The sequence below is a fragment of the Streptomyces sp. x-80 genome (genome assembly GCF_046549095.1).
GTDB classification, from domain to species: Bacteria; Actinomycetota; Actinomycetes; order Streptomycetales; family Streptomycetaceae; genus Streptomyces; species Streptomyces celluloflavus.
On record NZ_JAJPWM010000019.1, the window covers coordinates 145,423 to 169,894 of the forward strand.

Genomic DNA, 24,472 nt, shown 5'->3' on the forward strand with positions numbered 1-24,472 from the left:
TGTGCCGCGCTCGGCCGGGCGGGCTTCGGAGGAAAGACGCACGTTCCGGACAGATGGTTGCCAAGGGGCGGCGGACGGGTGCGCCGGCGGCCCGCCCACCTGGCCGGGACCGCTCGCGTACCCGGCCACGGTGATCGAAATCCGGCCTTTCGTCGCCCGCAAGCAGGCACTTTTCCGCCCCCGGAAGACCAATCAAGATCATTGAGCGACGGCCGACGGGCGTGTTGTCGGTGTCAGGTGCGAGGATGCACCCACGCACGCGTGCAGTGGGGGCCCGCGGTCTTTGGCGCGACGTGCACTTGGGACTTGTACGTGCCGACGCGCTCGGATGCGGTGGGGGAGACAGCAGAGCCCCTGCCGAATTCCCCGGGCAGAAGGGACCGTTGACGGCGATGCAGATCCGGCTGACCGTCCTCGGGCCGCGCAGCGGCCACACCACGCGAGCCTGCGACGTGCTCGTGACGGCCCCGGCCGGGACCGCGCTGGCGTCGGTGGCCGGCTCATTCGCCGCGTCGGTGGCCGGCTCCGGTGCGGATGTCGGCGGCTCCGGCGGCGGCCCCGTCGTGCTGTACGCGGGCACCGAGCGGCTCGATCCGCAGCGCGCGGCGCTCGGCGAACCGCCGCTGATCGACGGCGCGGTGCTCTCCCTCCAGGGCCCCGGCCCCGCCCCGGCGCACGGCCTGCCGCACGGCCCGGCGCGGCTGCGCGTCGTCTCGGGCCCGGATGCCGGCGGGGTCCATCTGCTGCATGGCGGCCAGATCCGTATCGGCCGCTCCGCCGACGCGGACGTCCCCCTCGACGATCCGGACGTCTCCCGGCTGCACTGCGCGGTGACGGTCGAGCCGGACGGTTCGGTCCTCGTCGCCGACCTGCGCTCCACGAACGGCACCGTGGTCGACGGCACCGAGCTCGGCGAGGAGCCCGCGCCGCTCCGGCCGGGTGCCCTGCTGCGCATCGGCGAATCCACGCTCCGCCTCCAGTCCTCGCCCGGCACGCCCGCCACCCTTGCCACCCCGGAGGCGGTGCTGCCGGCCGCCCCCGACGGCGAGGGACAGCTGCGGGTCGGCCGGGGCGCGGCCGGCGGCCCCGGTGCCGCGCGCGGCCCGCAAGGCACGTACCCCCCGGACAGCGCAGCTGACGCGGACGGCGCGCGGTACCCCGGGGGCGCCGCCTCCGGTTCCGCCGCGCCGTACGACTCGGGCCCCCCTGGCGGTTCGGGCGCCTGGGACGGCAGGTACGACGCGTACGGCCTGGAGGTGGCGGAGAGCGGCGACGGCCGGGCCGCCGGGGACACCGCCCGGACCGCCCGCGCCCCCCGGCCCGGCACACGGCAGGACACCCCGCTGCGCGGCACCGCGGCGCCCGGTGCCGGTTCGTGGCAGGGGCAGGGGCAGGCCGCGGCCGCCGTCGGCCGTCCCGGGGCCGGCACCGGGTACGAAGCCCCCGCCCACGGCACCGGCGAAAGAGCCGGCAGCGGCGGCCAGGACGCCGGCCCCCACGACGACAGCGGCCCCGGCGCGTCCGCCCGCCGCGCCACCCCCCTGCGCGGTACGGCGGCGGACGGGCTCGCGGGCGCGCAGGAGCCGACGCACGGCGGGCAGCAGCGGCTGGCGCCGGCCGACGGGGCGGCCCGTAAGGCCGGGCGGCGCGGCGGGATCGGCGCGTGGGCGCGGCGGCTGGCCGGCGGGCGGCCCGCCGTGGCGGAGCAGGACCACGCCCCGGTGGCGGAGCCGGCCGACGACCCGGTCTCCGGGCCGGGCACGGCCGGGACTGCGGGGACGGCCGCCCCCGAGGACGCGGAGCCGGCCGCTGAGAAGCCGTCCGGGCCCGCCGCGGACGACCGGTGGCCGGATGCCGCCGCCGTCCTGCTGACGGCGCTCGGCCCGGGGCCCCGGCTCTGGGAGCGCGGTCCGGGCCATCCGGACGCGCTGACCGTCCGGCTCGGCACGGCCGCCCGGGACGGCGGGCGCGCCACCGTGCCGGTCACCGTCGAGCTGCGCCGGGCGGGCGCCCTCGGCCTCGCCGGACCGCGGGCGCGGCTGGCCGGGCTGGCCCGGTCCGCGGTCGCCCAGCTCGCCGCCCTGCACTCCCCCGGCACCCTCGAAATCGTGCTGCTCAGCGCGGACCGGGGGCGCAGCACCGAGGAGCGGCTGGCGGACTGGGCGTGGCTGGGCTGGCTGCCGCAGGTCCGGCCGGCCCATGGCCAGGACTGCCGGCTGCTGCTCGCCTACGACCGGGAGCAGGTCGCGGCCCGTACGGCCGAACTGGTGCGCCGGCTGGACGACGGTCCGCTGGGCCCCGGCTGGGCCAGTGCCGACCGCGCCGAGGTCGCCGCCGCCGCGGCCCGTCACCACGGGCCGTACACCGTCGTGATCGTGGACGGCGATCTCGGCACGTCGGCGCTGCGCGAGAACGCGGCCCGGCTCGCCGCGGGCGGCCCGGCGGCCGGTATCCACCTGATCTGCCTGGCGGAGACCCCCGCCGCCTCCCCCGCCTTCCCGCTGGCCGCGACGTACGAGGCGGCCCGGCAGGCGTCGCCCGCCTTCGGCGAGTGCGGGGCGGTGGCGGTGCTCAGCGGCGATGTCGCCACGGCGCTGCGCGTCGTCCAGCCGGGCTCCGGGCCGAACGGCGCGGTCGCGGCGGTGGACGCGGTCTCCGTCGCCTGGGCCGAGCGCCTGGCGCGGGCGCTGGCGCCCCTGCGCGAGGCCGATTCGACGGCCGCGGCCGGTGCGGCCGGCGGCCGTCCGGTGCACCGTGCGGCCGTCCCGCTGCCCGAATCCGCCCGGCTGCTGGACGAGCTGGGGCTGGCCCGCGCCACCCCGGCGTCCCTGATGGCCCGCTGGGCCGCCGCCCTGGACTCCGACCGGCCCGGTGCCGCCGCGGTACTGGGCGCCGGTCCGCACGGCCCGCTCTGCGCCGACCTCGCCCAGGACGGTTCGCACCTCCTCCTGGAGGGCGGGCCGGGCACCGGCAAGACGGAGCTGCTGCGCTCGCTGGCCGCCTCGCTCGCCGCCGCGGACCGCCCCGATCTGCTGTCGCTGGTCCTGGTGGACGGCGGCGGCAGCGAGCGCGGTGAGGGCCTGCGGGTCTGTACGGACCTGCCGCATGTCACGACGTATCTCGCCGCCTCGGATCCGGTCCGGATGCGGGAGTTCGCGCAGGCGCTCTCCTCCGAGCTGAAACGGCGCGCGGAAATACTGGCCGGGACGGCGTTCGCCGACTGGCGCGCCAGACATCTGCCGGCGCCGCGGATCATCGGGCCCCGCCGGACGACCGAGGGCACGAGCGGTACCGCGGCCGCCGACACCGATCCGTCGACGACGGGCACGCTGCGGCTGCGGGCGCGCAGCGGCGCGCAGTCCGCGGACGCCGGGCCGGCGGCGGCACCGATGCCCCGGCTGTTCGTGCTCGTCGACGACTTCGACGCGCTGGTCTCCCCCGCCCTGGGCAGCACGGGCCGGCCGGCCGCCGGTTCGGTGGTACGCGCCCTGGAGGCGGTCGCCCGGGACGGCGCGCCGCTCGGCGTGCACCTGATAGCCGCGACCGGCCATCCGGACCGTACGGCCGACACCGCGACCAGCGAACAGGCCGGTCTGCGCGTCCGGCTGGGCGCCGCGGCGGATCCGTCGGAGCCGGTGCCGCCGGGCCGCGGGCGGCTGCACCGCGCGGAGGACGGCTCCTCGACCCCGTTCCAGGCCGGCCGGGTGACCGGGCGGATACCCAGGACGTCCACGCAGCGGCCGACGGTGGTGCCGCTGGAGTGGCAGCGGATGGGCGACCCGCCGGCCCGGCGTCCGCTGCGCGAACTGGGCAACGGCCCGACGGATCTGGCGCTGCTGGCCAGCGCGTTGCAGCGGGCCGCCCAGTCCGCGGGCGCGCCGTCCGCTCCGCCGCTGCTGTGAACCGGAGGAGGCGCCGGGCCCCCCAACGCCTCGGGCGCCCCTGATCGCCCCGGCGCCCCGGACAGCCAGGACTTCCCGCGGGCACCGTAGCCCGGTGCGTCCCGCGTGCACCGCAGCCCCGGTCCGTCCCGCGCGCACCGCAGCCGCGATCCATCCCGCGCGCACCGCAACCCCGGTCCATCCCACGCGCACCGCAGCCGCGATCCGTCCCACGTGCACCGCAGCCCCGGTCCATCCCACGCGCACCGCAACCCCGGTCCATCCCACGCGACCTGTACGCCCCACGCGACCGGCCCGCCCCGTACGCCTCGCGCACCCGGGCCGTTCTGTACAACCTGCGCGCCCGGCCCGTCCGCTGCACCCGGCCTGTCCCGTGCACCTCGCACGCCCGGCCGACCCTGTACGGCCCGTGCGCCCGGCCCACCCCGTGTACCTCGTACGCCCGGCTCGCCCTGCGCACCCCACACACCCAGGCCCTCCCACACAGCCCGCGCGACCGACCCACCCCGCGTACCTCGCACGCCCGACCCATCCCGCGCACCTCACGCATCCGCCCCTCCCTGCGCGCCTCACACGCCCGGCCCACCCCATGCGGCCCGCCGCGCCCGCCGCGTCGTATGCCGCATCTTCTGGCCGCCGTGTCCGCCGCGTCGTATGCCGTACCTCCCGGCGCGGCGCGCCCGTCGCCCGCCCCGGTCTCCCGTAACGGGCCGATCACGAAAGGCCAGTTGACGTGCGTCGCGGTATTGCGGCCCCGGTGATCAGGGCGTAGGACTGTCCACCACCGAACGGCGCACCGGGCAACGGGTCGGTGCGGACGGTGGGACGCGTATGGCACGGCAGACACGCCGCGGCGCGGTACGGCCGGGCACGGCGCCTGCCGTACCGGCGCGGCAGGCGCAGCGATAAGGGGCTACGGGGATGCGCACAGGACTCGACCGCACGACCGCACGCGCCACGGACGGAACGGCCGCACGCACCAGGCCCGGTGCGAGGGCGCGCGCCGCCACCGTTCTCGCGGCGACCGCCGCCCTCGCGCTCGCGCTGGCCGGCTGCGGCAGCGGCGGCGGCGCCAAGAAGGACGAGGGCAGCGGCGGCACCGGCGCCGGCGCCGCCCCCACCGTCCAGCTCCCCTCCCTCAAGGGCGAGAAGCTCCAGGTCACCGCGGTCTGGACGGGCGCCGAGCGGGAGAACTTCGGCAAGGTGCTGGCCGAGTTCGAGAAGCGCACCGGCGCGAAGGTGGACTTCGTACCGAGCGGTGACGACATGGCCGGTTTCATCGGTTCCAAGATCGCCGGTGGCGGGCCGCCGGACATCGCGCTGCTCCAACAGGTCGGTGTGCTCAACGAGTTCGCGCAGAAGGGCTGGCTCAAGCCGCTCGGCGCGACGGCCAAGGCGCAGCTCGCCAAGAACTTCTCCAAGGGCTGGCAGGACCTCGGCGCCCACCGGGGCACGCCGTACGGCGTCTACTTCAAGGCCAGCAACAAATCGCTGGTCTGGTACAACACCAAGGCGTTCGAGAACGCGGGCGTGCAGGAGCCGAAGACCTGGCCGGACTTCCTCAAGGCCGCGCGGACGATCTCCGATTCGGGCGTCGAACCGGTCTCCATCGGCGGTTCGGACGGCTGGACGCTGACCGACTGGTTCGAGAACGTCTACCTCTCCCAGGCGGGCCCGGAGAAGTACGACCTGCTGGCGAAGCACGACCTCAAGTGGACCGACCCGTCCGTCAAGGCGGCGCTGACCACCCTGGGCCAGCTCTTCGGGCACAAGGAGCTGCTCGCGGGCGGCAACTCCGGCGCCCTCCAGACGGATTTCCCGACGTCGGTGACCCAGACGTTCACCGGCGGTGACACCCCGAAGGCCGCGATGGTCTCCTCGGCCGATTTCGCCGCCGCCAGCATCGCGCAGACCAAGGCGAAGGTCGGCTCCGACGCGAAGGTCTTCGCTTTCCCCGCGGTGGGCGCCAAGTCCCCCGTGGTGACCGGCGGCGATGCGGCCGTGGCGCTCAAGGACAGCAAGGCGTCGCAGGCACTGCTGACGTTCCTGGCCTCGACGGACGCCGCCCGGATCTGGGCGCAGGCCGGCGGCTTCATCTCGCCGAACAGGGAGCTGGACCGGGCGGTGTACCCCAGTGACGTGATGCGCAAGATCGCCGATGCGCTGATCGCGGCGGGCGACGGCTTCCGCTTCGACATGTCCGACCAGGCGCCGGCGAGCTTCGGCGGCAAGCCGGGCCAGGGCGAGTGGAAGGACCTCCAGGACTTCCTCAAGAACCCGGGGGATGTCGCGGGCACCCAGGCCCAGTTGGAGAAGGACGCCGCCAAGTCGTTCGGGCACTGACCCCGACCATGCCGACCGGGACCGGGGGACCGTCACGATGAGCGACGTACAGAGCGGCACCGGCGCACGGAACGGCGCCGACGCACCGGCCGGCGCGGTCGGCCGCCGCGCCGGGAAGCGCCGGAACCCGCTGGGCAGCCGTCCCTGGGTCGCGGCGGCCTTCCTGCTGCCCGCCCTGGTGCTGCTCGGTGCGCTGGTCGGCTATCCCATCGTCTTCTCCGTCTACCGCAGCCTGTTCGACGCGTCCGGCCACGGCTTCGTGGGGCTGGGCAACTACGGCGAGCTGTTCTCGGACGACGGCATCCGCACGGCCCTGAAGAACAACATCGTCTGGGTCGTGGTCGCGCCCACCGTCTCGACGGCGCTCGGCCTGATCTTCGCGGTGCTGACCGAGCGGGTCCGCTGGGGCACCGCCTTCAAGCTGGTCGTCTTCATGCCGATGGCGATCTCCATGCTGGCGGCCGGGATCATCTTCCGGCTGGTCTACGACCAGGCCCCGGAGCGCGGTGTCGCCAACGCGGTGGCGGTCGCCGTGCACGACACGTTCGCCGATCCGGCGCCGTTCCCCGGCGCCAAACCGCGGCCGAACGCGGACCTCAAGCCGTCCGGCGGCGGCGCGTTCACCACCCGCTCGGCCGTCTCGGCGGCGTCCCCGGCGAATCTGCCGCTGGTCGCCGTCCAGCCGGACGACCTGCGCGGGGCGCGGCAGGCGGTGGCCGCCAGGCCGCGGCCCGGCATGATCACCGGTACGGCCTGGCTGGACTTCACCCGCGGTGGCGGCGGCCGGGCCGGTGTCATCGACCCGGGCGAGAAGGCGCTGGCCGGGCTGACGGTCGAGGCGGTCAAGGACGGCCGGGTCGTCGCGTCGGCGACGACGGCGGCCGACGGGACGTACGCGCTGCCCGCCGACCGGGCCGCGGGCGCCCGTATCCGGCTGCCCGCCGGGAACTTCGCCGCGGCCTACCACGGCGTCGACTGGCTCGGCCCGGCGCTGGTCACCCCGGCCATCATCGGCTCGTACGTCTGGATGTGGGCCGGTTTCGCGATGGTGCTGATCGCCGCGGGGCTGGCGGGGATGCCGCGTGAACTGCTGGAGGCGGCGCGGGTGGACGGTGCGAACGAGTGGCAGATCTTCCGCCGGGTGACCGTGCCGCTGCTGGCGCCGGTCCTGGTGGTCGTCCTGGTCACGCTCATGATCAATGTGCTGAAGATCTTCGATCTGGTCTACATCATCGCGCCGGGCTCCAGCATCAGGTCCGCCAATGTGCTCGCGCTCCAGCTCTTCCAGTCGTCCTTCGGTACGGATGTCGACGAGGGCCTGGGCAGTGCGATCGCCGTATTCCTGCTGCTGCTCGTGATGCCGGTGATGTACGTCAATCTCCGGCGTATTCAGAAGGAGCGTCGCCGATGACGACCCTGGACGGCGCCGTACGGGGCAAGCAGTCGGCGGCCGCGCGGCTCGCGGCCCGGACCGGGGGCGGTGCGCTGCGGATCTTCCTGATCCTCGTCGCCCTCTTCTGGCTGATGCCCACCATCGGCCTGCTGCTGTCCTCGCTGCGCAGCCCGCAGCAGATCGCCGAGTCCGGCTGGTGGCAGGTCTTCTCCCAGCCGGCCCAGCTCACCTGGGACAACTACAGCCGGCTGCTGGGCAACGAGAAGGTGATGGGCTCCCTGCTGACCACGGCGGCGATCACCGTGCCGGCGACGGTGCTGGTGGTCGTCATCGGGTCGCTGGCAGGTTACGCCTTCGCCTGGATGGACTTCCGCGGCCGCGACGGCTGGTTCCTGGTCGTCGTCGGGCTGCTGGTCGTCCCCGTACAGGTCGCGCTGATCCCGGTGGCGAAGCTCTTCGGGGCGGTGGGGCTCTTCGAGACGACGGCCGGGGTGGTCCTCTTCCATACGGCCTTCGGGCTGCCGTTCGCGGTGTTCCTGCTGCGGAACTTCTTCGCGGAGATCCCGCGCGAGCTGCTGGAGGCGGCCCGGCTGGACGGGGCGGGCGAACTGCGGCTGTTCACCCGGGTGGTGATGCCGCTGGGCGGGCCGGCCATCGCGTCGCTGGGCATCTTCCAGTTCCTGTGGGTGTGGAACGACATGCTGATCGCGCTGATCTTCGCGGACAGCGGCCATCCGCCGATCACGGTCGCCCTCCAGCAGGAGGTGCGGCAGTTCGGCAACAACATCGATGTGCTGGCGCCCGGCGCGTTCCTGTCGATGGTGGTGCCGCTGGTCGTCTTCTTCGCCTTCCAGCGGCAGTTCGTCTCGGGCGTGATGGCGGGCGCGGTGAAGTAAAGCCGGTGGGCCCGGACCTGCCGGATGCGCGCCATCTTCCGTTCACGTTCCTCTCCCTACGATGGCGGGCACCGTGAAACGCCGTCATCGATTCCCGATCGTCTGGAGACGGACCGCACATGACTGCCCCCACCACGGACGGGAGCGCCGGGCCCCTCCCGCGCCCCACCCGGTTCTCCGATGTCAAAGGCTGGCTCTTCACCGCCGACCAGCTGCTCTTCGACTGGTTCCTCGCGCACCAGCGGGACCGGTCCGTGCCGGGTGATCTGCTCGAACTGGGCGCTTATCTGGGCAAGAGCGCCATCTTCATCGGGGCGCGGCGGCGCGCCGGGGAGCGGTTCACGGTCTGCGACCTCTTCGACTCCCCCGCCGGGGACGCCCCCAACTCCCGGGAGATGCAGAAGTCCTACGCGACCTTGACCCGCCGCGCCTTCGAGGCCAACTACCTCGCGTTCCACGATGAGTTGCCCGCCATCGTGCAGGGACCGAGCTCCGCCGTCCGGGAGCATGTCGCGGACGGCACGGTGCGGTTCGCCCATATCGACGCCTCGCATCTGTACGAGCATGTGCACGGCGACATCCTGGCGGTGCGTGAACTGCTCACCGGCAGCGGCGTCGTCGTCCTGGACGACTACCGCGCCGAGCACTGCCCGGGGGTGGCCGCCGCCACCTGGCAGGCGGTCGCCACCGAGGGGCTGCGCCCCATCTGCATCACCGGTACCAAGTTCTACGGGACCTGGGGCGACCCCGAGCCCTACCGGACCGCGCTGCTCGGCTGGCTCACCGGCCGCGCCGGGATCTGGCACGAGGTGCAGTCCGTGCACGGCGCCCCGCTGATCCGGCTGAGCGCCAAGGGCGCCGCGGAGCCCGCCCACCCGGTCTCCCGCCACCCTGCGGCCGCCACCCCCGAGCCCCCGGCCGCCGTACCGCGGCCGCGGGCCCCGCAGCCGGCCGCGGCCCGCCCGGCGCCCCGGCCGCGCCGCGGTCCGCTGCGCCGCGCCGCGCTCAACGTCCTGCCGCCCGTCGTGACGAAGGCGATCGTGGCCGCGCGGCAGCGGTCCCGGTCCGCACCCCGCTGACCGCCCGGGGCCGGTCGCCGCTCCCTCACCGCTCCCGCGGCACCTGCCCGACCAGGACGAACGCGTTGGCGCCGAGGAACCGCCCGGCCGGTCGCGGGAGCGGTGCCGAATAGGTACGCCGGACGGCCAGGCCCACGGACTCGGCGAAGCAGCGCAGCAGTGTGAAGTCGGTGAAGCGGACCGGGGCCGTCTCGGCGCGGTGGCCGGCCTCCTGCGGGGTGATCAGCAGGACGCCGCCGCCCGGCCGCACATACGGCAGATAGGCCCGCAGCAGGCCCTCGACCTGCTCGTCGTCCAGATGCTCCAGTACCTGTGCGCAGAGCAGCGCGTCGAAGCCGCCGGGCCGGGCGTGCGGGCCCGCGAGGAACGCGTCGGGGGTGTACGCGGTGAGCCCGCGGGCCCGGCAGCGTGCCACCGAGCGCGGGTCGTGGTCCACTCCGGCGCTGCCCGGCGCGCACCGGACGAGCGTGTCGCCCGCCCCGCAGCCGATGTCCAGCACCCGCCCGCGGCCGATCCGCCGCAACTGCCCGCGGTAGGGCGGTCCGGTGGCCAGCAGCCGGGTGAGGCCGGGGCCCTCCCGGGCCGGCAGCCGCGCGGTGGAGGCGTGCGGCGCGGTGCCCGGGGCGGCCGGGCTCCGCGCGGCGCCGGTGACGGACGCGGCGGCTTCGGGGCGGTCGGTGGCGGCGGGGCTGTCGGTTCGGCCGGGCATCGGCTCGCGATCACCTTTCGTGGGGCACGGCTTTCCTGGGGCACGGTGCGGGACACACCGTGGCGCTGCGTCGGATCTGCCGGGGCTGCCGGATCCGCCGGGTCCGCCGACGCTGTCCGCGACGGGCCCGCGGCATCCGGAACGGGTCTACGGCATCCGGCCGGGCCCGTCCGTTCGCCGCGCCGACCGCCGCCCGGCGCTCCCCGGCCCGGCGGTGCCCCGGCCATCGCGTCCTCACACCCCCGCGCCGAGCAGCCGGCCGGCGTCCTCTGCCGCGGCCGGGGCAGGTGCCACGGTCCGCTCCGCCGCCGGCAGCGGCGGCAGCAGATCGTCCTCGCCGAGGAGGACCCGGCGCACCACGCGTTCGGCCGCCTGCCCGTCGTCGTAGGGGCAGAACCGGTCGCGGAAGGCGGCCCGCAGCCGGGTGGCCCGCGGTCCGGCCCAGCGGCCGGAGTGGAAGGCGTCGGCGAGGGAGTTCTCGTCGTCGGCGACGACCCCGGGGGTGTCGCCCGGCTCGCCGGAGAGCAGATCGACATAGACGCCGCGGGCGAGCCGGTAGGTCTCCCAGTCGCCGGAGTGCACCACGATCGGCCGGTCCAGGCAGGCGTAGTCGAAGAGCAGCGAGGAGAAGTCGCAGAGCAGCGCGTCGGAGGCCAGACACAGTTCCTCGACCGACGGGTACCGGGAGACGTCGAGGATGGTACCGGCGTCCTGGAGGGCGGCGAGCCGGGTGTCCGGACCGTAGTACGGATGGGCGCGGACCAGGAGCTGGTGGCCGGGGCCGAGGTTGCGGCTGAGCCGTTCCAGGTCGAGCGGCGGGGTGAAGCCGCGGGTGTAGTCGCGGCGGGTGGGGGCGTAGAGCACGGCCGTGGTGCCGGGGAGGATGCCCAGCCGGGCCCGGAGCGCGCGGACGTCGGCGGCGGTGGCGGTGAAGAAGGCGTCGTTGCGCGGGTATCCGGTGGGCAGCGTCTCGTATCCGCTGGGGTAGACCCGCTCCCAGATCTCGCCGGAGTGCTGGTTGGCGCTGAGGCTGTAGTCCCACTGGTCGGCGTGGTCCAGCAGCCGGGTGAAGCTGACGCCGGCCGCCGCCGCGGGGTAGCGGCGCAGGTCCATGCCCATGGTCTTGAGCGGTGTGCCGTGGTGGGTCTGGAGGTAGATCTGCTCCCGCCGCTTGTGGAAGGGGCCGCCGAAGTCCGCGTTGTTGACGAGGTACTTGGCGCGGGCCAGCACCTCCCAGTAGCGCCGCGAACCCACCACGACGTGGTCCACCCCGGCCGGTACGCCCGCCCGGTCGCGCTCGCGCACCGCCCATACGCCGTGCAGCTGCGGCGCGATCTCCCGGGCCTTGCGGTGGACGGCGGCCGGGTTGCAGTACACCCCGCGGCTGCCGTACGCGCCGTACAGAACGAGGTCGTCGTCCACCGGGCGGCGCAGCTGGAGCCGGTAGTAGCGCTCGTACGCGGTGCGGGTGGCGGCCTCGCGGCGGGTGCGCAGCCGCTCGGCGGCGGTGCGGCGCAGCACGTCGGCGCCGCGCAGGGAGCGGAAGCCGCCGTACGAGCCGAGCCCGGCGGGGAGCGGGGCGCCCGGCGGGCGGTGCCGGCGCAGCGTGCGGGCGGCGGCACGGTGGAAGTCGGCGCGGTCGGCGGGGGTGATCCGGGCGGCGTCGGTGAGGATGGCGAGGAGGTGGCGGGCGGCCTCGCCGTGGAGCACGGGGGCCAGGATGGCGGCGTGCGGGTGCCGGGCGACGCGGGCGAGGAGTTCGTCGTAGCGGTCGACGGCGACGAGGTGGTGGCGTCCGGGGGTGGTCGAGGCGCTGCCGCGGCGGCGTCGGCGCCAGGTGACGCAGACCCGGTCGAGGGCGGCGATCCGGTCGGCGGTCAGCAGCGTCTCGAAGGCGACCGGGAGGTCTTCGTACGGGCCGTCGGCGAACGCGAACGCCCGCTCGCACCAGACGTCGCGGCGCACGGCGCGGTTCCAGGCGGCGGGCAGCACACCGAGCACGGCGGGGCGCTCGGCGGCGGTGAAGACCCCGGCGGCGGCGCCCGCCGCGGCCGGTGCGGGGCCGCGCGCCGCGGCGGCCAGGAACTCGCCGTCGCCGCCGGGCCGCACCCGCTCCCACACGTCCGTCCGCTCGTGGTCCCACAGCAGCACGTCCGGGTCGCCGGTGGCCCGCAGCCGCCGGTCGATGGCGGCCAGCGCGTCGGGGGCGAGGGTGTCGTCGCCGTCGAGGAAGAGCAGATAGTCGCCGCGGGCGCGGGCCGCCCCGGCGTTACGGGCCGGGCCCGCGCCACCCGCCCGCGCCAGGTGCACCGGCAGCACGCGCGGGTCGCGTCCCGCGTACTCGTCGATGATCGCGCCGCCCGCGTCCGCCGAGCAGTCGTCGACGGCGATCAGCTCCAGGTCCGTGAACGGCTGGCCGAGGACGGACCGGAGACAGCCGCGGAGGAATCCCTGCACGCTGCGGGCGGGGACGATGACGCTGAATCGGGGCATGGCCATCCCGTGGATCGAGGCACGCAAACGACGGACGAACGCCGAGCGTAGCCACGCGGACACAGCGTGTCGATCATCCTCCTCACCCTTTCAGCGCAGATCCGGTGACCGTGCCGCCGATGGCCGAGTTGAAGGCCCCGTCCCGTGATTCGCCTGTCCGGAAAGGCTCGGTCCGCGTATGAAGCCTCGGCTCACCGTCGTCGTCCCGGTCCCTCGCGCCGAGGGATCCGAGCGGAACCTGGAGGAGTGTCTGGAGTCGGTGGCGGCACAGACACTGGCCGAACTGGACGTGGTGCTGGTGGACGCCGGGCCCGCGCCGGACGCGCCCGCGGACGCCGGGCACGCCCTCGCCCGCCGGTTCGCCGAGCGTGACCCGCGGTTCCGGATCGTCCGGCAGCCCGGCGGCACCCCGGGTCCCGGCGCCGCCCGCAACACCGGTGCCCGGCACGCCTATCCGGACACCGGCTATCTCGCCTTCCTCGACGCCGACGACGTGCTGCTGCCGCGCGCGTACGACAACCTCGTCGGCCTGCTGGAGAGGTCCGGCGCGGACTTCGCGACCGGCAACGTCTACCGGCTCGGCGCGGCCGGCCGCAGCCAGTCCGCGCGCCACCCGGCCGGCCGCGAGACCGCGCTGCGCACCCATGTCACCGAGGACCTCACCCTGCTCCGCGACCACTTCGCCCGGAACAAGGTCTTCCGCCGCGCCTTCTGGGACCGGCACCACCTCGCCTTCCCCGAGGGCGAGTGGTGCGAGGACGCGGCGCTGACGCTGCCCGCGCACTTCCTCGCCGACGCGGTGGACGTCCTGCACGAGCACGTCTGCTACCACCGCCTCCCGGAGGGCCCCGGCGGCCACCGGCGGCTCGACGCGGCGGGCGTGCGGGACCGGTTCGCGGCGGTGGCCGCCGTCCGCGGCTTCCTCGCCGACCCGGCCCGTACCCGCTGGACCGCCCATCTGCGCGACTACGACCGGTCGCAGCTCACCGACGAGCTGCCCGGCCTGATCGAGGCGCTGCCGGCGGCCGGTCCCGAGGGCCGGGTCACGTTCCTGGAGTGCGCCCGCGACTTCGCCCGCCGCGTGGAGCCGCGGCTGTTCCGCGCGCTCCCGGTGGAGCTGCGGATGCGCTGGTACCTGATCCGCGCCGGGCGGCTCGCGGAGCTGCTGGCGCTGCTGGCGCACGAGGCGCGCGATCCGGCCGGCTTCACCGTCGCCGGGCCGCCGCTGCACAAGCGGGCGGTGCCGTCGGTGACGCCCGCGCTCGATCTGCCGCCGGGGGTGACCCGGCTGGAGCGCGCCGACTTCCCCGTCCGGGCGCGGGTGACGGAGGCGGTGTGGCGGGACGGCGCGCTGCTGCTGCGCGGCTACGCCGCCATCCGCAATCTGCCCGCGCCGTCCCGGCACAGCTATCTGCGGACGATGGTGCTGGCCCACGGGCGCCGCCGGATCCTGCTGCCGCTGCGGCCGGTGGAGATGGCGCGGGCGACCGCCGACTCCGGCCAGGAGCGGCACTGTTACGACTGGTCCGGCTTCGAGGTCCGGATCGATCCGGGCCGGCTGCGCAGCGGCGGGCGCTGGGCGGCGGGGAACTGGACGGTGGGGGTACTCCTCGCGTCGGCCGGTGTGGTGCGGGCCGGGGCGCTGAGCGCGGCGGACACCGGGTCGGGCGCCGCGCCGGACACGTACGAGGCGGGCGGGGGCGTACGGATCACCCCTCGGTACGCGGACGGGAAGCTGCTGCTGACCGTCGGGCGCCCCGCCCGACGGCTGGCCGGGCACCACGCGGCGGCGGCCGGTGCCCTGGACCTGACCGTCACCGCGCCCGGCCCGCCCCCGGCCGCGCTGCGGCTGACCCATCAGGGCACCGGCACGGTGGTGTCCTTCCCGGTGGAGCCGGGAGGCGCCGCGGGGGCGGCGGACGGCGGGACGGCGGCCCCGCCCGGCCCGGATGCCGCACCCGGCCTCCCCCGCCGCCTGACCGTCCGGATCCGCCTCGACGCCCTCGCCGCCGCCCGGCCCACCCGGGACGGCGCGCCGCGGGCGATCCCGCCGGCACACACCGAGACCTGGTCCCCCGAGCTGGTCCTGGCCGACGGCGCCACCGACCACATCGCCTGTACGCCGGGGCTCGCGCCCGTCGCGTATCCGCTCTCGCACGGCCGCGAACTGGTCGTCGCGGCCACCGCCGCCGGGCATCTCGTCCTGCACGACCGCACCCCGCAGCCGTTCCTGGACCGGGCCGTCTGGCGGGCGGACGGCACTCTGCTGGTGGCCGGTGCGCTGCCGGACGCCGCACCGCATGCCACGGAGCTGGTCCTCAAGCACGGTGCGCACGCCGCCGAGGCGGCCTTCCCCACCACCCACGACGGCGGCCGGTTCCACTGCGCGCTGCCGCTCGGCGCGCTCCCCTCGCTCGCCGGGGCGCTGCCGCTGCGCGAGGGCCGCTGGACGCTGCATCTGCGCGAGCGCGGCGCGGCCGGCTCGCTCCTGGACGCCCCGGTCCGCTGCACGCCCACCCTCTTCGACGGGCTGCCTGCCGCCCGTACGGTCCGCGGCAAGCCGCTGGCCCTCGACCGGCACCGGCACGACGAGGCGTTCGTCACGGCCGGCCCGGCGCTGCCCGCCACCGACCGTGGCCCCTACCGCCGCCGGGTGCTGCGCGAACAGCACTATCCGCTGCACCGCACCCGCCCGCTGCGCGACACCGTCCTCTACAGCAGCTTCGGCGGCCGCGCCTACGGCGACTCGCCGCGCGCCGTACACGAGGAACTGGTGCGCAGAAGGGCGGACGTGGACCATCTGTGGGCGGTGCGCGACGCCCAGAGCACGGTGCCGGGCACCGCCCGCGCGGTGCTGGTCGGCAGCGCCGAGTGGCACGGCGCGCTGGCGCACAGCCGGTGGATCGTCACCAACACCCATCTGCCCGCCTGGTTCACCCGCCGCGGCGGCCAGACCGTCGTACAGACCTGGCACGGCACCCCGCTCAAGCGCATCGGCGCCGATCTGGCGGGCACGCTCTGCGCGGGGCTGGCGCATCTGGCGCCGCGGCCGCGGCTCGGCCGGCAGTGGAGCGTGCTGCTGTCGCCCAACGCGCACAGCACACCGGTGCTGCGCTCCGCGCTCGGCTTCCCGGGCGAGCTGCTGGAGACCGGGCTGCCGCGGACCGACGCCTTCTTCGCCGCCGACCGCGACGAGGCCGCGGCCGCCGTCCGCGCGCGGCTCGGCATCCCGCCCGGCAAGAAGGTGGTGCTGTACGCGCCGACGCCGCGCGACGACCTGGCCTACGACGCCTCCCACCACCGGCTCCATCTGCCGCTCGACCTCGGCACCGCCCGGCGGGCCCTGGCCGACGGCCATGTCCTGCTGGTACGCGGCCATCCGCTGGTCGCCGACCGGCTGCCGGCCCACCACGCGCCGTTCGCCGTCGACGTCTCCGCCCATCCGGACGCCACCGAGCTGCTGCTCGCCGCGGACGTCCTGGTCACCGACTACTCGTCACTCGCCGCCGACTTCGCCAACACCGGCCGCCCGATGCTCTTCCTGACCCCCGATCTGCCGCACTACCGCGACACCCTGCGGGGGTTCACCCTCGACTTCGAGGCCCGTGCCCCGGGCCCGCTGCTCGCTTCGACGGAGGAGCTCATCGACGCGCTGGGCGATCTGGACGCGGTCACCCGGGCCTCCGCGGACGCGTACGCGGACTTCCGCGGCGCCTTCTGCCACCGGGACGACGGCGGCGCGGCCGGCCGGGTCGCGGAGCTGCTCACGGACTGACCGCGCCGGGGCCGGCCGCGGGGCCGCCGCGCACGGAACCCCGCGCGCCCCGGCGCGGTCTTTCCGTTCGGTACCGGCGGCCCGGTGGCGGAAAACCGTGCCGCCGGGCGCAACCGGGCGGCGGGATTCCCCCTCTGACCCTGAGGGGGACAGGGAGACCGGAGCCCGCTCGCACCGGAAGACGCCGTCGACACGGAATGTAGATTGAGTGACTGTGAAAGAAGCCCCTGAGCCACGTTCCGGGCCCACCCTCACGCCCACCGCGCAGGTCAGCATCATCGTCATCGCCTTCAACGATGCCGCCCACGTCGGTGCCGCCGTACGGTCCGCGCTGGCCCAGGGAGACGCGGTCGGCGAGGTGATCGCCGTGAACGACGCCTCGACCGACGGCACCGGCGCCGCCCTGGACGACCTCGCCCGCACCGCACCCCGGCTGCGGGTGATCCACCGCACCGACAACAGCGGCGGCTGCGGCACCCCGCGCAACGACGGTCTGCGCGCCGCCACCGGGCGTTTCGTGATGTTCCTGGACAGCGATGACGTACTGCCCGAGGGCGCGGTGCGGGCGCTGCTGGACGCGGCGCTGCGGCAGGACGCCCCGGTGGTGGCCGGTGCCTGCGTACGCCGTGAGCTGCCCGCCGGCCGCGACGTCCCCTGGCAGCCCGCGCTCTACCGCGAGGCGGCCGTGCACGGCTCCCCCGAGGCCGCCCCCGAACTGGTCCGGGACACGCTCTGCGTCAACCGGCTCTACGACCGGGCGTTCCTCGACGCGCACGCGATCCGCTTCCCCGAGGGCCGTTTCACGTACGAGGACTTCGTCTTCACCGCGCGGGTGCTGGCCGCGGCCCCGCGGATCGCGACGATCCCCGACCGCGTCTACATCTGGCACGTCCGCCGGTCGGCCGCCAAGCAGTCGATCTCGCTGGACCGCAAGGACGTGGCGAACTGGCAGGCGCGGATCGAGGCGCACCGCACCAGCGTGCGGATCTTCCGCGACGCCGGGCGCAAGGAGCTGGCGCATGCCGCGGACACCAAGTTCCTCGATCACGACCTGCGGATGTACGTCCGCGAGCTGCACACCCGCGGTGCGGACTACCGCGCCGAGTGGTGGCGGCTGACCCGCGACTACCTGTCCGGCTTCGACGAGGCGGACGTGGCCGCGGCCCGCGCCCCGGCCCGCTGGATCGCCCGGGTCGTGCTGGCCTCGCCGGCGCCGCGGGACCTGGTGCGGCTCACCCAGCTCGCGGCCCGGCCGGGCCGGCTGCTGCCGCCGTACGCGTCCGAGGGCGGGCGTCCGGTGTGGTCGCGGGAGCTGCCCGGCGTCGAACTGGACGCGCTCACCGCCGGGCCGGCGCACCGGCTGCCGGTGACCATCGACGCGGCACCGGTCATCGCGGCCCACAGCCTGCTGCGGCTGCGCGTCCACGAGCTGTACGGGCAGCTGGCCGCGGCCGGACCGGTCAGCATCGACATCGAGCTGCGCCGCCGCCGGGACGAGCGGCGCGGCCCCGTGCACACCGCCGCGCTCACCCCGGCCGGCACCGACGCGGGCTGGACGGCCGAGGTGCGGCTGGACCTCGCGGCCCTGGCCGGACAGGACGGCGGGCGGGCGGCCGGCCCCGAGCCGTGGGACCTGACGGCGCGGGTGAGCTGCGCCGACGGCACCACCGTCCGGGCCTCGCTGCGGGCGGTGGGCCCGGGGCTGCGCCGCCGGGTGCTGCCCAGCCGCCGGCACGGTCTGCTGCTGGTGCAGCCGTACGCGACCACCGGCGGCGCGCTGGCGCTGCGCCTCGCGTCCGGACCGCGCAGCGTATGGCGCATCGCCGCCCGGCGGCTGCGCCGCTGACCCGTCCGGCCCGCACCGTCTTCGTCCACCGACCTAGGATTGGCGTCATGTCTTACTTGATCACGGGTGGTGCCGGCTATATCGGCTCCCATGTCGTACGGGCCCTGACCGGGGCCGGCGAGCAGGTCGTAGTGCTGGACGATCTGTCCACGGGGGTGGCCGGCCGGCTCCCCGAGGACGTGCCGCTGGTCGTCGGCTCCACCCTCGACCGCGAGGTGCTGGACCGCACCATCGCCGGGCACGGCATCACCGATGTCGTGCACCTGGCCGCGAAGAAGCAGGTCGGCGAGTCCGTCGAGATCCCGCTGCACTACTACCGCGAGAACGTGCACGGCCTCCAGACGCTGCTGGAGGCGATGGCCGCGGGCGGTGTCGGCCGCTTCGTGTTCTCCTCGTCGGCCGCCGTCTACGGCATGCCGGACGTGGAGCTGGTCACCGAGGACACCCCCTGCGCGCCGATGAACCCGTACGGCGAGACCAAGCTCGTCGGCGAGTGGATGGCCCGCGCGGCCGGCAAGGCGCACGGCATCAGCACCGCGTGCCTGCGCTACTTCAACGTGGCCGGCGCCGCCACCCCCGAGCTGGCCGACACCGGGGTCTACAACATCGTCCCGATGGTCTTCGAGAAGCTCACCGCGGGCGCCGCACCGCGCATCTTCGGCGATGACTACGACACCCCCGACGGCACCTGCATCCGCGACTACATCCACATCGCCGACCTCGCCGACGCGCATGTGGCGGCCGCCCGCAAGCTCGCCGAGCCGGGCCCGGTGCGCGATCTGACGCTGAACATCGGCCGCGGCGAGGGCGTGTCGGTGCGCGAGTTGGTCGATCTGATCACCGAGATCACCGGGTACGCGGGCGTCACTCCCGAGGTCACCCCGCGCCGCCCCGGCGACCCGGCCCGGGTGGTCGCCGCCGCCGACCGGATCACCGCCGAGCTGGGCTGGCGGGCGCGCCACGATGTGCGCGACATGATCACCTCGGCCTGGGCGGGCTGGCAGCACCACCACCCGCAGGCCCGTCGCGGCTGACCGGCACCGGCGTACGCAACGGCCCGCGCCCTGTCCCCCTCGACCGGGGACGGGGCGCGGGCCGTTGTCACCGTCCCAGCCGCCGCCGCAGCAGGCGCAGCGGTGCGGCCGGCGAGGGCCGCTTCGGCACGGTGAGGGTCAGGTGTGTCCCGGCCTCGGCCGCGCCGCCCGTCCGGACCGGCAGTTCGCGGAGCAGTTCGCCGGTGGTCACCCGCAGTGCCACCCGCCAGGTGCCGGGCGGCGCGCCGCGCAGCACGGACCGTACGGCGAGCCGGTCCCCGGCGCTCCGCTCGACCGTGGTGGGCAGGGTGATGGTCTGCCCGCCGCCGAACAGGATCAGTTCGAGGCCGGCGTCGGCCGGGCAGCCCGGCAGCGTGAGCCGGGCGACGACGAGGGCCCGCCCGAAGCGGGTGCAGGCGGCCGCGCCGCGCAGATCGCCGCCGAGCGGCCGGCGCCGGCCTTCGTGGTCCAGGTCGAGGTGGAGATGGCCGTGCGGTTCGGAGAGGAAGAGCGCGGCGACGGCCGGACCCGCGGCGCCGCGGCCGACGATCCGCGGCTCCGGGCCGGAGCCGTCGTCGTCCTGGGGGCAGAGCCAGGCGTCCCGGCGCAGGCCGGGTGCCGCCGTCCCGCCCGCGCCGTACGCGGTGACCGCGATCTTCATGCCCCAGACGCCGGCGGCGAGCGGCCCGCCGTCCGCCGCGGTCGCCGGGTCGATGTCGGCGTGCCATACGCCGTCGGCGCAGCGGGCCGTGACGTGGTGTTCCGTGCCGTTGCCGCGCAGCAGGACGTCGACGGCGGTGTGGTCCAGCCCGGGGAGTTCGGCCGTGCCGTGCAGCCGCAGGATGTCGCCCGCCCACTGCCGGCCGGTGAGCCGCTGGCGCAGGACGAGGTGGTCGGTGAGTTCGTAGCAGGCGTCCGGGATGTCGCGCTCCGGATCGCGGAAGTAGGGGTAGGCGGCGTAGCGCCGTCCCTCCTCGTCGAGGTGCGGCGGTCCGGGCCGGGCCTCGGTGTCGGCCTGGATGACGCCGGTCAGCTCGTCGGTGAGACCGGCGCGCAGGCAGTGGGCGCGCAGCCGGAGGCGGGGCGGCAGGGCGGCCAGCACCCGGTCGGTGAGGTAGCTGTCGACGAGCGGGCGGGCGGCGTCGGCCATCGCCCGGCGGCCGGTCTCGTCGCGGGCGAGGTAGGGGGCGCCGAACGCGCCGAGTATCTCGCCGTGGAAGTGCCGGACCATGAGCTTGTCGCGGTCGGGGCCCGGCGGGACCGCCTCGGCGACCTCGGTGAGGACGGTGCCGATGTAGTCGAGGTGCTCGGTCCAGTCGATGTCCTGGCGGCTGGCGTTGCTGTCGTCTTCGCGGCCGTAGAGGTAGTAGCAGTCGTAGTCGGCGAGGATGGAGACGGTCTTGGCGTGCAGCAGGGCCGGTATGCCGAACGGCAGGTCCTCGGCGAGCAGCCGTCCCTCGACGAAGCGCAGTCGGTGCTGTTCGACGAAGGAGCGGCGGAAGAGTTTGTAGGCGGCCAGCGTCCAGTAGACCGGGGAGTCGAAGATGGAGACCTGGCCGTTGCTGGTGCGCAGGTCGATGGGGGCGCCGCGGCCTTCGGCGCCGACGATCCGCCCGTAGACGATGTCCGACTCGTAGGTGTCGGCCATCTGCGTGAGGCGGGCCAGCGCCTCGGTGCCGAGCCGGTCGTCGGAGTCGAGGAAGAAGACGTAGTCGCCGGTGGCGTGGGCCAGTCCGACGTTGCGCGGTTTGCCCGCGCCGCCCGACGCCGGTTGGTGGATCACCGTCAGGTTCGGGTGCCGGCGGGCCTGTTCGTCCAGCCATGCGCCGCTGCCGTCACCGGAGCCGTCGTCCACCGCTATCAGCTCGATGCGGTCCTGGCCCAGCGTCTGGGCGAGGACCGAGCCGATGCTCCGGTCGAGGTAGGGCAGGGTGTTGTGGACCGGCACGATCACCGAGACGGCCGGTGCCGCGGCACCGGGCACCGCGGCGCCGGGTCTCGCCACGCCGGGTATCTCGGCGGGAGTGACGGGGATCTCGGCCGGGGTTTCGTCAGACACGGGCACTGCGGCCCTCCGTTCTTGCCGTCCGACCCGGATCTGTCCCGCACACCGGCAGAACAATGGGGATCATTCGGACATATACCGTAGAGTGACTGACCGCCGATCCACGCGCGACATCGGCGGGTCCAACGCCCCCGTATTCCTTCAAGATGCAATCCGGGCCCGCGAGGTTGCCCCGCCGCTCCGCGCAACGATCAAGCCCGCACGAGGCGGCGCGACCGAGAGTCCTCTCCGGGCCTTGGATTCACGTGAAACATCGCACCCCGAACTGCCGGCTACTCGTTCCTCGTCCGGATGAGCAGGGAGAACGCGGCGACAGTGAGACCGACCATCAGGCGCCTGGCCGCACCCGGGCTCGCCGCGCTGCTGTCCATGGGGGCGTACTGCCTGGCGCTCACGGTCCACGGCAGCTACCCCTTCGGCCCGCGCTCGCGCGCCGTCAACGATCTGGGCAATCAGTTCGTCCCGTTCCATGCCCGGCTCTGGGATCTGCTGCACGGCAACACCAGCGGTGACCTGTTCTTCAACTGGAACAGCGGCTACGGCGTCCCCTTCCTCGCCGACTTCCTCACCTACCTGATGAACCCGTTCTCCTGGCTCGTCGGGCTCTTCCCCCGCGACCGGGTGGACTTCCCGGTCTTCCTGGTGACGCTGCTGAGCATCGGCCTCGGCAGCGCCCTGATGACCGTCTTCCTCGGCCGGCTGCACCCCGGCTCCGGTCTGCTGCGGGCGCTGCTCTCGGTGGGCTACGGACTCTGCGCCTGGGTGCTGAACGACGGCTACGCCGACCCGATGTGGATGTGGGGCCTGGCCGCACTGCCGATGACCGGGATCGCCGCCGACTGGTGTCTGCACCGTCGGCGCTGGGTGGCCGGCACCCTGCTGGTCGCCCTCGCCTGGGCGGGCAATTTCTACACGGCGGCGATGGCCACCCTCGCCATGGCGCTGGTGCTGGGTCTGCGGCTGCTGCTGGCCACCGGGACGCCGGTGCGCGACCGGCTGCGGTCCCTGGCGCGGGCCGTCTCGATGGCGGCGGCCGGCATTCTGCTCGCGGCGCCCGCGCTGACCGTCACCTTCCTGGCCAGCAAGGCGTCCCAGCCCCCGCTCGAAGCGGTCTACCGCGGCCCGCCGGCGCCGCTCTACCAGCTGGCCCAGCTGCTGCCCGGCGGCCGCGGCGGCGAGTCCGTCCCGCACATCTTCATCGGCGTGCCCGGCCTGCTGCTGGTGGCCGCCTTCCCGTTCGTGCGCGCCGTGCCACGCCGGGCGCGGATCGGCTGGTACGCCCTGATGGCGGGGATCGCCGGCTCCCTCGTCTGGGAGCCGGCGATCCTGCTGTGGCACGGCTTCGCGCTGCCCAACGGCAGCCCGTACCGTGCCTCCTTCGTCCTCAGCGCGATCCTGGTGATGATCGCCTGGCTCGCCCTGGCACACCGGCCGCGCCCCCGCGAACTGGCCGCCGGAGCGGCGCTGGTCGCACTGCTCACGGTGGTCTGCCACAACCAGAGCTCGGTCGCCACCGCCACCTGGATCCTGGTGCCCGGCGGCGGCGCGCTGGTGTTCGCGGCGCTGGTCGCACTCCACCGCCACCGCGCCCCCAGCGGCCTGCGGACCGCCGCCACCACCGCCCTGACCTGCACGGTCGTGCTCAGCTCGGCCTATGCGGCACTCTCCGTGACGGCCGTCCGGGACAAGATCCCGTGGTTCCGGCCGAAGACCACGCTGAGCGAGCGGGCGCTGGCCGCCCAGGACGGGCTGACCGCGCGCGCCGACTGGCCCCGCTCGCGCACCGACCCCGGTCCGCACGAGTTCGCCGACAACGATCCGCTGCTGATCGGCGGCGAGGGCGGCTCGTACTACAGCAGCTATGTGCCCGCCGAAACCGCCCGCACCCTGCGCGGTCTGGGCGCGGGGTGGTACATGCGGGGCCGCCACACGCTCAGCTTCGAGGACCCGGTGGGCCGCGCGATCATGGGCGTCAGCAGCTATCTGACCCCGGTGCCGCACGGCCGCGGCCGGTACGTCACCCACCGCTCACCGGCGGCCCCGCTGCTGACCGTGCGCGGCGCGCTGCCGCGGGGGGACGGCGGCGAGAGCGTCTTCGCCCGCCAGGAGCGGGTGCTGGGCGCCGGTGTCTACGAGGTGCCGGCCCTGACCCCGACGGCGGGGCCGGTCCCCCGCCACGGCCGCGACGGCTGGACGCTGCCCGCCGCGCCCAAACCCGCGGCGCGCAGCGTCCGGCCGGCCGCCGGTCCGGACGGCGCCGGCACCACCTTCACGGCGCGGTGCACCCCCGGCAGTACCGCCGTCTGGTCCGCGCCCTGGTTCTACGGACGGGTCAGCGGCCTGGGCGGCGGCAGTACGGGCATCGGCCACCGCGATGTCACCGCCAACCCGGTCCGGACGCTGGGCACGGTGCCCGCGGACGGCACGGTGTCGGTGCGCTTCAGCGGCCCCGGCCCCCAGCGGATCCCCGAGCACGCCGTCGGCTGCGTCTCCCCGGCCAAGCTGACCGCGGCGGTGGCGGCGCTGCGCGCCGGCGCCCCGGCGAAGCTCACCACCAGCGGCCACGGGCTGACCGCCCAGCTGGCCCCGGGCGACGGCGGGAACGCGGTGCTCGCGGTCCCGGCCGTCCCGGGCTGGAGCTGCTCGGTGGACGGCGGACCGGCCCGCGACCCGGACTCGTTCGCCGGTCTGCTGGCCGTCCCGCTGGGCGCCGGGGCCGCCCACCTGGCGTGTGCGTACACCCCGCCGGGCCTGGCGGCGGGGCTGGTGGCGAGCGGCGCGGCCGGGCTGGCGGTGGCCGCGGTGGGCACCGTCACGGCCGTCCGCAGGCGCCGGACCGTCGCCACACCGCCTCTCCCGAATCGTGACATTCCGGAAGATCAGTAAAATTGCCTCTCAGGGGACGGCGTGCGAAACCGTCCCCCGCCCCCGGCGAAA

The 24,472-nt window shown here is 75.2% G+C and carries 12 protein-coding genes; 9 read left to right on the forward strand and 3 right to left on the reverse strand.

The genetic code is table 11. The features are described from left to right. Positions 1-392 precede the first annotated feature (392 nt). The 5 genes from ACLJWH_RS31975 to ACLJWH_RS31995 all read left to right on the forward strand — a co-directional run bounded on the left by ACLJWH_RS31975 (position 393) and on the right by ACLJWH_RS31995 (position 9,613). Entirely contained in the window at positions 393-3,902 is a 3,510-nt protein-coding gene (locus ACLJWH_RS31975) for an FtsK/SpoIIIE domain-containing protein (protein ID WP_411145291.1), read from the forward strand. Between the two features lie 921 nt (positions 3,903-4,823). Next, a complete protein-coding gene (locus ACLJWH_RS31980; protein ID WP_411145246.1) occupies positions 4,824-6,245 on the forward strand; it encodes an ABC transporter substrate-binding protein in 1,422 nt (473 codons plus the stop codon). A 37-nt stretch (positions 6,246-6,282) separates the two neighbouring features. Further along, positions 6,283-7,656, forward strand: coding sequence for a carbohydrate ABC transporter permease (locus ACLJWH_RS31985; protein ID WP_411145247.1), 1,374 nt, complete (start codon positions 6,283-6,285; stop codon positions 7,654-7,656). Then, the gene (locus ACLJWH_RS31990; protein ID WP_411145248.1) at positions 7,653-8,534 is read left to right on the forward strand and encodes a carbohydrate ABC transporter permease; all 882 of its coding nucleotides are present in this window, start codon (positions 7,653-7,655) and stop codon (positions 8,532-8,534) included. The genes ACLJWH_RS31985 and ACLJWH_RS31990 overlap by 4 nt, the downstream gene beginning before the upstream one ends. 119 nt (positions 8,535-8,653) lie before the next feature. Then, the gene (locus tag ACLJWH_RS31995; RefSeq protein ID WP_411145249.1) at positions 8,654-9,613 is read left to right on the forward strand and encodes a class I SAM-dependent methyltransferase; all 960 of its coding nucleotides are present in this window, start codon (positions 8,654-8,656) and stop codon (positions 9,611-9,613) included. A gap of 25 nt (positions 9,614-9,638) precedes the next feature. Here the strand turns inward: ACLJWH_RS31995 and ACLJWH_RS32000 are convergent, their stop codons facing one another. After that, the gene (locus tag ACLJWH_RS32000) at positions 9,639-10,322 is read right to left on the reverse strand and encodes a class I SAM-dependent methyltransferase (RefSeq protein ID WP_411145250.1); all 684 of its coding nucleotides are present in this window, start codon (positions 10,320-10,322) and stop codon (positions 9,639-9,641) included. A gap of 234 nt (positions 10,323-10,556) precedes the next feature. Next, positions 10,557-12,815, reverse strand: coding sequence for a CDP-glycerol glycerophosphotransferase family protein (locus tag ACLJWH_RS32005; protein ID WP_411145251.1), 2,259 nt, complete (start codon positions 12,813-12,815; stop codon positions 10,557-10,559). Positions 12,816-12,993: 178 nt separating this feature from the next. Here ACLJWH_RS32005 and ACLJWH_RS32010 point away from each other — a divergent pair, with 178 nt between their 5' ends. The 3 genes from ACLJWH_RS32010 (at position 12,994) to galE (ending at position 19,470) form a co-directional block, all read left to right on the forward strand. Next, complete coding sequence (locus tag ACLJWH_RS32010) at positions 12,994-16,590, forward strand: CDP-glycerol glycerophosphotransferase family protein (RefSeq protein ID WP_411145252.1); 3,597 nt, start codon at positions 12,994-12,996, stop codon at positions 16,588-16,590. A 208-nt stretch (positions 16,591-16,798) separates the two neighbouring features. Then, positions 16,799-18,436, forward strand: coding sequence for a glycosyltransferase family 2 protein (locus tag ACLJWH_RS32015; protein WP_411145253.1), 1,638 nt, complete (start codon positions 16,799-16,801; stop codon positions 18,434-18,436). Between the two features lie 47 nt (positions 18,437-18,483). Continuing rightward, the gene (galE, locus tag ACLJWH_RS32020; protein ID WP_411145254.1) at positions 18,484-19,470 is read left to right on the forward strand and encodes a UDP-glucose 4-epimerase GalE; all 987 of its coding nucleotides are present in this window, start codon (positions 18,484-18,486) and stop codon (positions 19,468-19,470) included. Positions 19,471-19,537: 67 nt separating this feature from the next. Here the strand turns inward: galE and ACLJWH_RS32025 are convergent, their stop codons facing one another. Next, positions 19,538-21,529 (reverse strand): glycosyltransferase family 2 protein, encoded by a 1,992-nt coding sequence (locus ACLJWH_RS32025; RefSeq protein WP_411145255.1) that lies wholly within the window; start codon positions 21,527-21,529, stop codon positions 19,538-19,540. Positions 21,530-21,850: 321 nt separating this feature from the next. Between ACLJWH_RS32025 and ACLJWH_RS32030 the strand changes: the two genes are divergently transcribed. Then, positions 21,851-24,421 carry a YfhO family protein gene (locus ACLJWH_RS32030; RefSeq protein WP_411145256.1) on the forward strand — a complete coding sequence of 857 codons (2,571 nt, stop codon included), beginning with the start codon at positions 21,851-21,853 and terminating at the stop codon, positions 24,419-24,421. Positions 24,422-24,472 lie beyond the last annotated feature (51 nt).

Excerpts from the sequence above, each read along its gene's own strand:
- galE (WP_411145254.1), top strand. The coding sequence starts at position 18,484 with ATGTCTTACTTGATCACGGGTGGTGCCGGCTATATCGGCTCCCATGTC.
- ACLJWH_RS31975 (WP_411145291.1), top strand. The coding sequence starts at position 393 with ATGCAGATCCGGCTGACCGTCCTCGGGCCGCGCAGCGGCCACACCACG.
- ACLJWH_RS31990 (WP_411145248.1), top strand. The coding sequence starts at position 7,653 with ATGACGACCCTGGACGGCGCCGTACGGGGCAAGCAGTCGGCGGCCGCG.
- ACLJWH_RS32010 (WP_411145252.1), top strand. The coding sequence starts at position 12,994 with ATGAAGCCTCGGCTCACCGTCGTCGTCCCGGTCCCTCGCGCCGAGGGA.
- ACLJWH_RS32000 (WP_411145250.1), bottom strand. The coding sequence starts at position 10,322 with ATGCCCGGCCGAACCGACAGCCCCGCCGCCACCGACCGCCCCGAAGCC.
- ACLJWH_RS31995 (WP_411145249.1), top strand. The coding sequence starts at position 8,654 with ATGACTGCCCCCACCACGGACGGGAGCGCCGGGCCCCTCCCGCGCCCC.
- ACLJWH_RS32005 (WP_411145251.1), bottom strand. The coding sequence starts at position 12,815 with ATGCCCCGATTCAGCGTCATCGTCCCCGCCCGCAGCGTGCAGGGATTC.
- ACLJWH_RS31980 (WP_411145246.1), top strand. The coding sequence starts at position 4,824 with ATGCGCACAGGACTCGACCGCACGACCGCACGCGCCACGGACGGAACG.
- ACLJWH_RS31985 (WP_411145247.1), top strand. The coding sequence starts at position 6,283 with ATGAGCGACGTACAGAGCGGCACCGGCGCACGGAACGGCGCCGACGCA.